The organism is Bryocella sp. (genome assembly GCF_058498515.1).
Genome location: NZ_JBMHYI010000011.1, coordinates 90,553 through 104,134, shown reverse-complemented (window position 1 = coordinate 104,134; position 13,582 = coordinate 90,553). Strand labels below are relative to the sequence as shown.

Genomic DNA, 13,582 nt, shown 5'->3' with positions numbered 1-13,582 from the left:
GGTAATAGAAAGGCCGCCCGGTTGGGCGGCTTTTGCTGTTGGATAGAAATGTTCGGTCGAGTTAGGAGTCCGGAGCTTGGAGTTAGGAGCTTCAGATGCCAGATGCCAGTGTTCCAGATACCAGTTAGTCGATGGAGATCTTGCGGAGGAGACGGAAGTCGGAGAGCATCTTGCCGGTTCCGAGGACGACAGAGGCGAGGGGATCGTCGGCGATGGAGACAGGGAGGCCGGTTTCTTCGCGGATGCGTTTGTCGAGGTTCTTGATGAGGGCGCCACCGCCGGTGAGGACGATGCCTCGGTCGGAGATGTCCGCGGAGAGCTCGGGCGGGGTGCGCTCGAGGGCTACGCGGATGGCGTTCATGATGGTGGCGATGCACTCGCCGAGGGCTTCGCGGATCTCGGAGTCTTCGATGGTGATGGTCTTGGGGACGCCTTCGATGAGATTGCGGCCCTTGATCTCCATGGTGAGCGGCTTATCGAGGGGATAAGCGGAGCCGAGCTCGATCTTGATCTGTTCGGCGGTGCGCTCGCCGACGAGGAGGTTGTATTTGCGCTTGAGGTAGGTTCCGACGGCTTCGTCCATCTGGTTGCCGGCCATGCGGACGGAGCGGGAGTAGACGATGCCGGCGAGAGAGATGACGGCGATGTCGGTGGTGCCGCCGCCGATATCGACGACCATGTTGCCGCCGGGCTCGGTGATGGGTAGGCCGGCTCCGATGGCGGCGACCATGGCCTGTTCGACGAGGTGAACCTCGCTGGCCTTGGCGCGGTAGGCGCTGTCCATGACGGCGCGCTTTTCTACCTGCGTGATCTCAGAGGGCACACCGATGACGATGCGGGGATGGACCATCATCTTGCGGTTGTGGGCCTTCTGGATGAAGTAGTTCAACATCTTTTCGGTCTGCTTGAAGTCGGCGATGACGCCGTCCTTCATGGGCTTGATGGCGATGATGTTGCCTGGGGTTCGGCCGAGCATTTCCTTGGCTTCTTTGCCGACGGCTTCCACTTCGCCGGTCACGCGATTGACGGCGATGATGGAAGGTTCATTGACGATGATGCCTTTTCCCAGCGCGTAGACGAGGGTATTGGCCGTGCCAAGGTCGATGGCCAGGTCGCTGGAGAAGAGCGAAAAGATGCTGCGCATGCCGCCGCGCGAGGAAGAATTCGAAAATGCCATTGTTTCTGGGGAATCCTCTGGTTCGATGCCGGAAGTCGGGCAATTTCTATTGTAGAGGCATGGAGCGGGCGGAGTGTGGAGGGGGGCATCAGAGTTGTGAGGGGGGTAACTCCCGCTTTGGAAGGATCCTACCCTCGATTTGGCGGCGGACTGCGTCGGTCCGGAACTCGGTCAGCCAGGCGATGGCGAAGGCGTACCCCACGACGAGGAAGAGCAGGCCTGACGCGATCACGATGTGAGATGCCGTCGGTTGCCAGCGTGTCTCCCGGATGGTGAGAGTTGCGAGCAGCAGCAGGAACGGAGTGTGGAGCACGTAGAGCGAGTAGCTTCCGCGGGCAGCCAGCCGTGAAGTCGCAACCCAGCGCGCGTGGGGATTGGCCTCGCCGCGAGCGCTGAGGAGGATCCACAAGAAGAGCGCGGTTGCGACGCCGAGGAGGGTGTCGTTGAGCCAGCCGATCATCGAATGGGCGCGTGAGAGGCCGAGGAACAGCGGGAGGTAGAGCGCAGCTGCGACCCAGCGTGCCCATACGGGGAGATGGGGTCGCGGCACAAAGGCGAGGAGGGCTCCCATCAGCCAGATCGGGAAGCCGAGCAGGATGCCAACGCCGACGAACTTTGCCACGAGGGCGATGCCCAGGGCAGAGAAGGCGCGGCGCACGAGGGTTCCTCCGCGCCAGAAGACCAGCATGAGCAGGGGAAAGAGGATGTAATACCAGAACTCGTTGGCGAGGCTCCAGAGGGCACCGTCGGACCCGAAGGTGGGGGAGAGGATGCTCTGGACGAAGACGGCGTTGCCGAGCAAAGCGCCCCAGCCAAGGTGCGACGCGACGTCGGGGATCATGTGGTTGGGGCCGTGTCCGGCGTAGGTGAGGGGGGCGCGATGGAGCCAGAGGCCGAGGTGGTCCCACAGGGCGCAGAGCAGCAGGCCGGGGAGAAGCACGACCCAGAGGCGGACGAGGCGGTGGGTGAGGTAGAGGCTCCAGCTCCAGCGGCCGGACTGAAAGAGCCGCAGGACACTGCCAGCGATGAGATAGCCGCTGAGTACAAAGAAGATGACGACTGCCTGATGCCCGGCGCCCGAGAACAGGTAGGGAAGCAGCCATGCGGCGCGGTGCGCAGCCAGGCTGTGGTAATCCACGAAGAGCAGGTCGCGGCAGTGTTCTGAGAGAACGAGAAATGCGGCGAGGGCGCGGAGCAGGTCCAGGAGTACGGCGGCGTTGGTGTCGGCGAAACGTGTCGAAGACTTGGGCTGAGGGGGGATCATCGGCTCCGGAACGCGATTGGGTCTGAGTATACGTGCGGAGCGCGGTATGGGCCGGGCACGTGCGTCCGACGGACCACCTCTCAGAGTCGAGAGGCTAGACGCCCGATATTCAGGCGGGCAGGTGGCCGTCGACCCAGTGGCGGACGGCGTCGTTGTGGCGCTCGGTGAGGAGGGAGATGAGCCACGCGTAAGCGAGTGCAGCGAGAGCGATCAGGGCCATTCGGAACAGGTGCGAGGCGTCGAGCGGCCAGGGGAGGCTGGGGGCGAGGAGATGGGCGAGGAAGAAGATTACGGGATAGTGGACGAGATAGAGGGAGTAGCTGAAGCCTCCGAGCAGGCGCGATATGGCTACGCGCCAGGAGCGAGCATCGCGCCAGGAGGGTTCCGGGACCTTGTTCTGCGCGGAGAGCATGACCCAGAAGAAGCCCAGGGTGGCGAGGCCCAGCGCGTAGTCCATCTTGAACAGGTGGGAATGGAAGGGCCAGAGGACGCAGGCGAAGATCATCGGGGTATAGAGCACCGCAGCGGCGGCGCGCCAAGGGGCGTTGACGCGCGGCGGCGTGAGCCTGGAGAGCAGTGTGCCGAGTAGCCAGACCGGGAAGAGGGCGATGACGTTGTGTTCGGCGATAGCGGCTGTGAGCACGAAGAGCGCGATGTAGAGGATCCGGAGACGAAGAGGGGTTCCCTTACGGATGGCGAAGAGCGCGAAGGGAAAGAGGAGGTAGTACCAGAACTCGAATGCGAGGCTCCAGAGAGGGCGGTTGGAGCCGAAGATGGACGTGCGAATGGTCTGGAGAAAGAACATGTTGCCGAAGAGACCGCGCCAGGTGAGGTTGTGGCCGGGGTCAGTGAGGCGGAGCTCTGAAAACCAGCCATGGAGCCCGGTGTGGGCTTGCCAGGCGACCGTACCGGAGTCCCAGAGTGCGCCGATGAGGAGGGCGGGCAGCAGGACGAGCCAGAGCCTGACGAGCCGGTGGGTGAGGTACCAGCGCCAGGTGAACTCGTTGCGCTCGAGCGCCCGGAAGACGCTGCCGGAGATGAGGTAGCCGCTGAGGACGAAGAAGATGACGACCGCCTGCATGCCAGCGGAGGTGAGCACGAAGAAGAACCAGGCGCCGAAGGGCTGTGAACCACCGGGGAGGGGTTGGGGCTCGAATCCGAAGTAGAGGTGGTGGATGTGGTCGATGAGGACGAGGAAGGCGGCGAGTCCGCGGACGAGGTCAAGGATGACCGAGGCCCATGTCTGGCGAAATGGAGGCACGGATGCCGTGGTGCCCGTAGGAATCGCCTGGGTAGACATCGACAGGTGGCAGTTTAACACGCGGAGGGCGAGGACTTTGCAGGCTGGCGGGAGCCGTTAGAATCAAGGAGGAAGCGAGGTACAAGGAAGCCGATGATTATTGGAGTTCCCCGGGAAGTAAAGGATCACGAGAGCCGCGTTGGGATTACACCCGCCGGTGTGAAGGCGCTGACGGAAGCCGGCCATACGGTGCTGGTGGAGCAGAACGCGGGCGCGCTGTCGTCCTTTCCGGATGCGGAGTATGTGGCGGTTGGCGCGGAGATGAAGGCAACGGCGGCAGAGGTTTGGGCGGCCGACATGGTGGTGAAGGTGAAGGAGCCTGTCGCCAAGGAGTATGGGTTCTTTCGCGAGGGCCTGACGCTGTTTACGTACCTGCACCTGGCTCCGGTCAAAGATTTGACGGACGCGCTGCTGAACAGCAAGGTGACGGGTATAGCGTACGAGACGGTAAAGGACAAGGCCGGCACGCTGCCGCTGCTAACGCCGATGAGCGAGGTTGCAGGACGGCTGAGCGTGCAGGTGGGCGCGGCGTACCTGGAGAAGGAGCACGGCGGACGCGGTGTGCTGCTGGGCGGTGTCCCGGGAGTTCCTCCGGCGAATGTTTGTGTGATTGGCGGCGGGATCGTGGGCACGAACGCGGCGAAGATTGCCGTGGGCATGGGCGCGAAGGTGACACTGCTGGACCTGAACCTGAACCGGTTGCGCGAGCTGGATGATGTGTTCAACGGCAAGCTGTTTACGCTGGCGTCAAACAGCTACAACGTGGAGCGCGCGGTGTGCGAGGCGGACCTGGTGATCGGCGGGGTGCTGATTCCGGGTGCGGCGGCGCCGAAGATCGTGACGAAGGCGATGGTCGCGAAGATGAAGAAGGGCGCGGTGATCGTGGACGTGGCGATCGACCAGGGTGGATGCATCGAGACGGCGAAGCCGACGACGCACTCTAACCCGAGCTACGAAGTGGACGGCGTGGTGCACTACTGCGTGACCAACATGCCGGCCGCGGTTCCAAATACGAGCACGCTGGCGCTGACAAATGCTACGTTCCCGTACGTGATGCAGCTGGCGAAGCTGGGGGCGAAGGCGGCTCTGAAGGCGGATAAGGGCTTTGCCGAAGGCGTGAATACGATCGATGGCAAGCTGACGTACAAGGCTGTGGCTGAGGCTCAGGGGCGGGAGTATACGGAGCTGGGGTCGATTCTGTAGTTGTTCGAAGCAGATCCTCCACGAGGATGACAACAAGAAAAGCAGAAGCAGAGGCCGCGCGATGTTTGCGCGGCCTTTTGTTTTTGGGGGGGCTTGTAAGGAGGGATCCTGCGAACCCACCTCTCAGGTGCGAGAGGTGGGGCACCCGGGATCTTGCGGGTCCTGTTTTCTGTAGAGCTACGAGGGGAACAGGGCGCCCGCGATGCGGGCTGGAGGTTTGAGGAAGGACTTCGAGCGCGGGTCCCTTGAAGGACCCGGGACACTCGGATTGTGGTGGCCCCGGGACTATTGCTGGTTTGGGGCGAGATCGGGCGATCGGGTCTGGAGTATCGAGCTGGCGGTTTTCAGTCTCCAGTTGCCAGGGTTATTCGGCGGCGGGTTTGCCGGTTTTCAGGAAAGCGATGAGGTCGTCGACCTGGGCGTCGGTGAGTTTTTCGGCGAAGGAGGGCATCATGGGGCGCGCGTCGGGCTTGCCTTCGTGGATGGTGGTGCGGACGTGGTCCTCGCCGGTGCGGGCGACGATGTTGAGGATGGCGGGGATCTTGGGCGGACGGCCTTCGAGGGTGTCCTGGTGGCAGATGGCGCAGTTATCGAGGTAGATCTGCTTGCCGGCGGCGGCGTTGGCCTTGGGGGCTGCAGGTTTGGCTGGGGCGACAGGCGCGCCAGTTTTGGCGGTGGCTCCGGTGGGGCCGGTGGAAGGTACGGCAGCTTTGGGTGTCAACCGAGACGCCAGTTGTCCAGATGCCAATTGTCCAGATGCTAAGGGGCCAGTTTGTGCCGAGGCCGGGACAGGCGGTGCTGCTGAAGGTACTGAGGGCGCTGATGGAACTCCGGGGACGGGTCCGGGGTGGAGCGAGGCGACCTCGCCGGTGGTGTAGGTGGGGAGGTTGGCGACGCTGGAGGTCCAGAAGCGGGTGTTGGCCCATTCGGCGGGCATGCCCTGGGTGGTTGCAATCTGGTTGAGCGGCTTGATAGCGGCAGGGCTTGGGGCGTCGGAATCTTTGGCGTTCTGGCTGAGCTGGAGGGCTCGGATGTAGGCGGCGATGGCCCAGCGATCTTCCGGAGTGATCTGCGCCTTGTACTCGGGCATGGCGCCGAAGCCGTTGGTCATGACGGCGAAGAAGTGGCCAAGCGGGGCGTCGCGGAGTCGGGTGGAGTGGAAGTTGGCGGAGGCCTCGTAGCCGCGCTGGACGATCATGCCGTGGCCGTAGCCGGTGCGCGAGTGGCAAGGCGTGCAGTAGATGTTGTAGCGCTCCTGACCGCGGGCGATGAGCTCGGGTGTGAGGGGGAGTGGGAGGCCGTCGGCTTCCTTGCCGTCGATCATGCCGGTGAGGAAGTAGCTGGTGGGGTCGCCCTGTTCGCGGGCGACGGTGCCTTCTTCCTGGGGGCGGACGGAGCGGCCGTCTTCGTAGAAGTTGGTGCCACGCTGGGGGAAGAACTTGGGCTGATTGTGCATGTCCTGGCGGCAGCCGGCGAGGGCAGCGGTGGCCAGCAGGGCTGCGGCGGCGAGGGTGCGGCGCATGGGGGAACAGGATGGGGTGATCTTCATGCGGCACACGTCATGCGTTGGGAGTCTCCTGGGAGCCAGGCCTGGTCGAGGGTGGGTTAGCGCGTGCGAGGCGCGAACACCCACAGGATATATGGCGGCTGAAGGACCGCGGAGGGGAAACGGTATCTGCGCGGATATCGGGCGGGGCAATGTGCGAGGCAGGTTTTCTGTAGAGCGATAAGGCGAACAGGTCGCCCGCGTTGCGGGCTGGAGGTTTGAGGAAGGGCTTGGTGTTGGGCGGGCATCGTGCAATGCGAGCCCGGGTCCCTTGGGGGGACCCGGGGCATTCGGTGAAAAGCAGGTCTCTCCACTACGCGCGACGGTGAAGCTGTCCCGCTCCGGTCGAGATGACACAGCGGAGGACTATACGGTCTGGTTGAGGACTCGGTTGAGGCGTTGGACGAAGGCGGCGGGGTCGGTAAGGGGAACGCCTTCCATGAGGAGGGCCTGGTCGTAGAGGAGCCAGGCGGCGTCTTCGGCGATCTCGTCGGTGGTGCGGCCGGCTAGTTTTTTGACGATCTCGTGGTCGGGGTTGATCTCGAGCGTGGGTTTGAGGTCGGGGAGCTTCTGGCCCATGGCGCGCATCATTTGCTGCATGCGGAGGGTGGGTTCGTCTTCGTCGGTGACGAGGACGGAGGGTGAGTCGGCGAGGCGCGAGGTGACGCGGACGTCCTTGACGCGGTCGCCGAGGATGGCCTTGAGCTTGTCGATGAGGGGCTGGACGTGCTCGGAGTTGGCGGGCTCGGTCTCGTCCTTGAGGTCGTCGGTGATGGGGGCTTTGTTGACGCTCTTGAACTCGGTTTCGCCGTACTTGTCGATCTGCGAGAAGACGATCTCGTCGATGTCGTCATCGAGGATCAGGACTTCGTAGCCCTTCTTCTTGTAGACCTCGAGCAGCGGCGAGTTGCGGAGCAGGGATTCGGAGTTGCCGGTGCCTGTGCCTCCGGTGATGTAGTAGAGGGCGGTCTGGCCTTCCTTCATGCGGGACTTCGCCTCAGCAAGCGAGGTCATGCCTTCGACGGCGGTGGACTTGAAGCGAACGAGCTCGAGGAGCGTGTCGCGGTTGGCGAAGTCGCCGTAGAGGCCTTCCTTCATCAGGCGGTTGTACTGGGCGATGAATTGCCCGTACTTCTCGGGATCGTTTTCGCTGAGGTTCTTGAGTTCGGAGAGGATCTTCTTTACCGAGGCGGTGCGGATGCTGTTGAGGATCTTGTTCTGCTGCAGGATCTCGCGGGAGACGTTGAGCGGGAGGTCTTCGCTATCGATGATGCCGCGGACGAAGCGGAGATACTGCGGGAGCAGCTCGCGCGCGTCGTCCATGATGAAGACGCGCTTGACGTAGAGCTTGACGCCGGCCTTGTAGTCCTGCTGATAGAGATCGATGGGGGCCTTGGCGGGGATGAAGAAGAGGGTGATGTATTCGAGCGAGCCTTCGGCGCGGGTGTGGAACCAGGCGAGCGGGTCTTCCCAGTCGCCGGTGAGGGACTTGTAGAGTGCCTTGTAGTCCTCGTCGGTGAGCTCGGACTTGGGGCGACGCCAGAGCGCGCTGGCGGTATTGATCTGTTCGGTGACGCGCTGGGTGACGGACTTCTTCTCTTCCTCGTTCCACTCGCTCTTGTCGTAGGTGAGGAAGATGGGGAAGGCGATGTGGTTGGAGTACTTGGTGACGATTTCCTTGAGACGCCAGGCGTTGGCGTAGGGCTCGCCGTCGGCGTTGAAGTGGAGCAGGACGGTGGTGCCGGCGGTGGCTCGCTCGGCGGGCTCGATCTCGAAGCCGGACTTGCCGTCGGAGGTCCACTTCCAGGCCTGGTCTTCGCCGGCCTTGCGGGAGATGACTTCGACCTTGTCGGCGACCATGAAGACGCTATAGAAGCCGACGCCGAACTGACCGATGAGGTTGGAGTCCTTCTTGGCGTCTCCGGAGAGCTGGTTGAGGAAGTTTTTGGTTCCGGAGCGCGCGATGGTGCCGAGGTGCGCGATCAGGTCTTCCTGGTTCATGCCGATGCCGGAGTCGGAGAGGCTGAGGGTCTTGAGGGTCTCGTTGAGCTCGAGCTCGATGCGGGGATCGAAGGCTACACCTCTGAAGCGCTCGTCGGTGAGGGTGAGGTAGCGAAGCTTGTCGAGCGCGTCGGAGGAGTTGGAGATCAACTCGCGGAGAAAGATCTCCGGATGCGAGTAGAGCGAGTGAATGATCAGTTGGAGCAGTTGGCTGACTTCTGTCTGGAACTCTTGCTTGGACATGATGGATATCTTCTCCGCTCCACATTATAGAAAGGAGCGCGGCCGCAGCTGAGACGACAGGGACCCAAAGGCACGATGCAGTGGAACGGCGAGGATTATTGCTCTATTGATTTTCGTGGGTATGATCGTGATACGATGAAGGCAGTGTCTCTTCTGGTGTTTGTCTCAAGAGCGAACTGGGACGAACAGAGGATGACCGGGACAATGTCCGTCTGGAATTGCTGCAGGCGGGTCTGACTGAAACGGTCGATTCAGGTAAGCGAGCCCGAAATTCGGGCAGGAACGACCTCTCCCGCCGTACGTTGTTTCAATTTGTAACAGGCGGCCAAGCAAGGTGTTTCAAATAGCGACGCAGTAGTACTAAGAGCGGAAGACGCGTGGGTCGTTTTCGTGCGCTCGAATATGTTTCAACTTCAAACATTGTCCTAATGTGCGACAGCTCCTGTATGAAGGTGTTGCTCCCGCATCAAGGCGGCCTTGTGCCCCAGTGTGACTTGTGGTGTTCGAAGTTGGCTCTGTTTCGCTATCTCAATCGAAGAGAAGCTTCAAGCCCGTTCATGGCCCGGCAGAGATATCTTTCTGCGCGGGAGTGCTGTGAACCTGTGCGATTGAAGCAATAAAGAAAGAAAGAAATTCCAAGCCCTAACTGCTATCTCGAATGGCGATGGGGGTGATGTCCTGCGTCCCGAGAAGGGGCTGTCGAGATATCGAACCCTTGCGCGCGAGAAGGCGGTTGTGTGTCAATGCGCCTCGATTCAGGAGGCCCTTCTCGGCTTGATGCCGCGAAATTTCACTTCTGTATCTATGGCCCGAAGGGGTCATGGAGGGCCCCCTTGTCACCGTCGATAGGTTGCCCAGTGCTGTAGCGAAAGGCAACCACTCATGCTTGCAACACTCTCGTCCATTCGATTTTTTTTAAGAGCTCACAGCGGCGTTGAGCGACCACGTGTGCACTATGCTGTGGCCATGGTGATCGCGGCCCTGTTCTTACTTTGCCCGGTGGCTCCTCTGACGGGATGTGGAGCGGGGATCAGTATTCCAGTGGCCAGCGCTGCGGCGACATCGTCGAATGGATCCGCGGCGATTGTGCTCTCGCCAACGACGGCGACGACGATGCAGGGCAACAGCGTGAGCTTCTCGGTGGAAGAGAACACAGGGGCAAGCGCGACGGTGTCGGACTGTGTTTGGGCGTCAAACGACAACAATGTGCTGAGCTCCGCAGGTGGTGGAAGATTCAATGCGCTGGGAGTGGGCTCGGCGATGGTGACGGCTTCGTGCAATGGTGCGACTGCGACGGCTTCGGCGACGGTGGCGAATCCGAGTCAAGCGACGCCACTTGTGATTACGAAGGGCGGCACGTACAGCGGCAACTTCAGCAGCAGCGATCCTAACGTAGCTGCGATCACGGTCAAGACGACCGATCCTGTGGTGATTGAAAACTCCACGGTGACCAGCGCGAGTGACTTGATCCATGTGTTGTCGATGGGCACACATATTGGAAGCAATGTGACGGTGCGCAACGTTACGGGCAAGGCGATCGACCCGGGAGTGGTGGGCGGGTCGCGCGGCATCTTCGTGAAGGTGGAAGAGGCAGGCACTATTACGGTGACGAATAACACGATGACGGGCGTGAGCTTCGGGGTGTATATCGCGCCGACTCCGCTGGCGACGCGGGTCACGGTGGATAACAACATTGCGTACAACATGGAGGACCGTCCCAGCGACGGCAAGGGAGGCTTGACGCCTTCGCGCTCAGTGAAAGGGCATTTCATTCAGCTGAACCAGGTGATTCTGTCGGGCGGTGCGGACCTGGGATGGAACCAGGTGATCGATACACCGGGGCAAGCTTCGGTGGAGGACATCATCGACATTGCGCAGAGCCTCGCGAGCTCGGCGGCGAACCCGATCAATATTCACGATAACTATCTTGAAGGCGCGTTCTCGGCTGGCACCAGCGGGTATGACTACACCGGTGGCGGGATCATGAGCGAAGGCAACAGCACGAACTTTGCACAGGTGAATGCGTATCTGCTCATCACGAACAACGTGGTGGTGCACTCGGCGAATTATGGCATTGGCCTGGCGTATGGACACGACATTACGGTGACGGGGAACCGCGTGGTTTCGTGTGGTGTGGACAGCAGTGGGAATTGGTATGAGGGTTTGAGCGGGGTTGCATTCGGGATGTCGAACTGGAATCTTCCGAACTTCTATAACAACCACATCACTGGCTCGACCGGCGGACTGGTGCGGCCGGTCTCGGTGGGCGGGGCGCCGATGGAGGCGGACACCTGGACGCCGGCGGTGAGCATGGCGGACAACAACTCGATGACCGGGTCGGCCTTCGATGATCCTTGCTGGACGAGTTCGACGACGGTATCGAACCAGGCTGAAATCGCTGAACGGGCCGTATGGAGCGCGAAGGTGGCGAAGGCTGGGCAGGTGCTCGGCGACACGCATCTTTCGGCGACGAACTAAGGCCGGCCCGATTCAGTTCTGAGCCAACCTGAAACCTGAGCTGGTGAAGACGCCTTGCCAGCACTTCTTTGCGGCGGGACTGAAGTCCCCCCTGACAAAGCCCGGACTTATTCAGCGATTCCCTAGAGGAACTCTCCCGTCAGTGGATGGGGATCGAGACGTAGGCGTGGCGGGAGAAGTCCGGCGCGAGGAGGACAGCGTTGGCGGGTACGCCTTCGATGGTGACTGTCATCTCTCGTGGAGGGCCGCTGGTGGGCTGGGGATTGGCGCGCGGCGTGAGGTCGTAGGTAAACGTGTAGCCGCCGCTGCTGCGCGTGATGGGACCGTCGGGCAGTCCTGGCACCTCGAAGAATTCATGTCCACCGCACCCTGCTACTGACGAGTGGAGGCGGAGCGTGTGGTCGGCTTCGCGCGTGGCGTCGAGGGTGAGCGCGATGGGCGTGGGGACATTGTCCGGCATCGGAAAGCAGCTGGTCGCGAGATCGTTGACGCGGATGACGTTGACGAGCGGGCCAAAGGCGCGGCGGAAGGCCTCGGTGTTGTTCTCGCCGCCGGCTACATCGTCGACGAGGAAGATGGGAGCTCCGGGCGCGGACTGAATCGCGGTGAGGAAGCTCTGCTCAAGCTGGCCGAGGCTGCGATAGACGTAGACGCCGTGGGTCATATCGCTGAGGCGAAGAGTGAGCCCATTGAGACCTACGCCGAGGAGGAATACCCATGCGATGGCGCGCTGCCAGCTTGCGGCGGTGGATGCGACGACGGTGGCTGCGCAGAGAAACATGAGGGGATAGGTGGCCGCTGCGTATCTGGGTGGCGAGCCGAAGCGCAGGAGGAAGAAGAGGCCGGAAAGGGTAAGCCAGGCGAGCGTGATGCGGAGGGCAAGGCGGCGATCCTGAGGTGCTGGGGATGTCCGGATGCTCTTGAGGGTTGGCTGCCGTGTGCTTGCGTGGCGCGACTTCAGAAGGCGGACGAGGACGGCGATGGTGAAGCCGGCGGCGAGCAGCCAGAAGCAGATGTTGAAGAGGATGCCGAGCCAGGTGAAGGGGCGAAGGAGGCGGTCGTCGTACTGGAATGAGTCCAGGATGATGCCGAAGGGCCAGCGGATGAGACGCAGGGCGAGTGCAGCGATGGGGCCAGATGACAACGCCGCCAGCCAGTGTGGCCCGCTGTGTACGTGGGCTGCTACGAGGGCCGGGGTGCTGTGGATGGTGGAGTCTGCCTGGTCTCCCTTGACGATGCCGCGCATGCCGAAGGCATGGACGCGGAGGCAGAGCATGATGGCCAGCGGCAGCAGGTAGGCGAGGCTGCCGAGGATTCGCTTCGAGCGGGAGCGATCGGCGAAGCAGAGATAGAGGATGGCCATCCCGATGGAGACGGGCCAGGCGGTTTCTTTCGCGCCGACGGCGAGGGCGATGCAGAGCCAAGAGGTCAGGTAGTTGCGACGGAGGAAGAGCAGCGACGCGGCGAGGATCCAGAAGGCGGCGAGGGGATCGGGAGCGAAGGTGGCCTGGAAGAGTTCCTGCTCGCCAAAGGCGGGAGAGAGAAAGACGAGCGAGGCGACGAGGTGGGAGAGCGCGAGTGGGAGCTCGAGGAGCTCAGCGGCGATGTAGAAGGTCATGCCGCAGAGGGCGGCCATGCAGAGATAGGTTCCGACGAGGTAAGCGGCGAAGTTGCTGCCGAAGAGGCGGGACCAGAGGTAGTAGTTGAACGCGACGACGGGCCGGATGAGGTCTCGCGAGAGGCGCGTCCATTCGCTGTAGGTGATGGAGTAGCGATTGACGGGGCCGAGGAAGAAATCGGCCAGGTGCGGGTGATACATGCGGGTGGTGTTGACGAGCTCGGCATACTCGGGCTCGACGTAGGCGGGCCGGACCTTGAGCGCCCAGAAGGCGATGAGCGCGACGAAGGCCAACACGAACCACGCCGTCGCTGTGACCAGATTCCGCTGCGTGCGCGGGGTGGTACGGGATCGGGTCACGGACAAAGGGGAACCTCGTGTTCAGGCAAAGCTGGTGCGCGCGGTTGGTACGGCGGCTTTTGGCGGCCGCAGGTACTCCCGCGATGGAACCATGGGATTTCCCACTCTAGCAAACGAACGGAGCCAGGGGGAACAGGCGAGGCTGGTTCCCGCAAAATGCGCAACGTCGCGTCCCGAGAGAACCTTAGGGGAATTGTTAACAAGTATCGATTACGGAAGGCATGGAACCGCATCGAAAAACATTGTTTTTTTTCTTTACTTCCCCCAGCGGCAGGAATATATCTTGATCCTCATTCCGGCTGTTCCGGTCTCGCGCCGCTTGTAACTCGTACGAGCGAGCTTTGCTGAGATAAGAATTCGGGTCCTGGGCCTTATTACGTCGTGAGCATATT

The 13,582-nt window shown here is 62.0% G+C and carries 8 protein-coding genes; 2 read left to right on the top strand and 6 right to left on the bottom strand.

From position 1 onward, the window contains the following. Positions 1–124: 124 nt before the first annotated feature. The 3 genes from AC5E6W_RS03760 to AC5E6W_RS03750 all read right to left on the bottom strand — a co-directional run bounded on the left by AC5E6W_RS03760 (position 125) and on the right by AC5E6W_RS03750 (position 3,741). Positions 125–1,177: a rod shape-determining protein gene (locus AC5E6W_RS03760; RefSeq protein WP_491750925.1), complete on the bottom strand. Its 1,053-nt coding sequence runs from the start codon at positions 1,175–1,177 to the stop codon at positions 125–127. 88 nt (positions 1,178–1,265) lie between these two features. Further along, positions 1,266–2,441: an acyltransferase family protein gene (locus AC5E6W_RS03755; RefSeq protein ID WP_491750924.1), complete on the bottom strand. Its 1,176-nt coding sequence runs from the start codon at positions 2,439–2,441 to the stop codon at positions 1,266–1,268. Between the two features lie 109 nt (positions 2,442–2,550). After that, positions 2,551–3,741 (bottom strand): acyltransferase family protein, encoded by a 1,191-nt coding sequence (locus tag AC5E6W_RS03750; protein WP_491750923.1) that lies wholly within the window; start codon positions 3,739–3,741, stop codon positions 2,551–2,553. Between the two features lie 93 nt (positions 3,742–3,834). Between AC5E6W_RS03750 and ald the strand changes: the two genes are divergently transcribed. Further along, on the top strand, positions 3,835–4,944 hold the full coding sequence (gene ald, locus AC5E6W_RS03745; RefSeq protein WP_491750922.1) for an alanine dehydrogenase: 1,110 nt from the start codon (positions 3,835–3,837) through the stop codon (positions 4,942–4,944). 364 nt (positions 4,945–5,308) lie between these two features. Here ald and AC5E6W_RS03740 read toward each other — a convergent pair whose 3' ends face one another. Both AC5E6W_RS03740 and htpG read right to left on the bottom strand, forming a co-directional pair. Next, positions 5,309–6,493: a c-type cytochrome gene (locus AC5E6W_RS03740; RefSeq protein WP_491750921.1), complete on the bottom strand. Its 1,185-nt coding sequence runs from the start codon at positions 6,491–6,493 to the stop codon at positions 5,309–5,311. Between the two features lie 363 nt (positions 6,494–6,856). Next, the gene (gene htpG, locus AC5E6W_RS03735) at positions 6,857–8,734 is read right to left on the bottom strand and encodes a molecular chaperone HtpG (RefSeq protein ID WP_491750920.1); all 1,878 of its coding nucleotides are present in this window, start codon (positions 8,732–8,734) and stop codon (positions 6,857–6,859) included. Between the two features lie 948 nt (positions 8,735–9,682). On the opposite strand from htpG, the gene AC5E6W_RS03730 reads away from it, so the two are divergent. Beyond that, the gene (locus AC5E6W_RS03730) at positions 9,683–11,212 is read left to right on the top strand and encodes a right-handed parallel beta-helix repeat-containing protein (protein ID WP_491750919.1); all 1,530 of its coding nucleotides are present in this window, start codon (positions 9,683–9,685) and stop codon (positions 11,210–11,212) included. A 139-nt stretch (positions 11,213–11,351) separates the two neighbouring features. Here the strand turns inward: AC5E6W_RS03730 and AC5E6W_RS03725 are convergent, their stop codons facing one another. Further along, positions 11,352–13,190 carry a glycosyltransferase family protein gene (locus tag AC5E6W_RS03725; protein ID WP_491750918.1) on the bottom strand — a complete coding sequence of 613 codons (1,839 nt, stop codon included), beginning with the start codon at positions 13,188–13,190 and terminating at the stop codon, positions 11,352–11,354. Positions 13,191–13,582 lie beyond the last annotated feature (392 nt).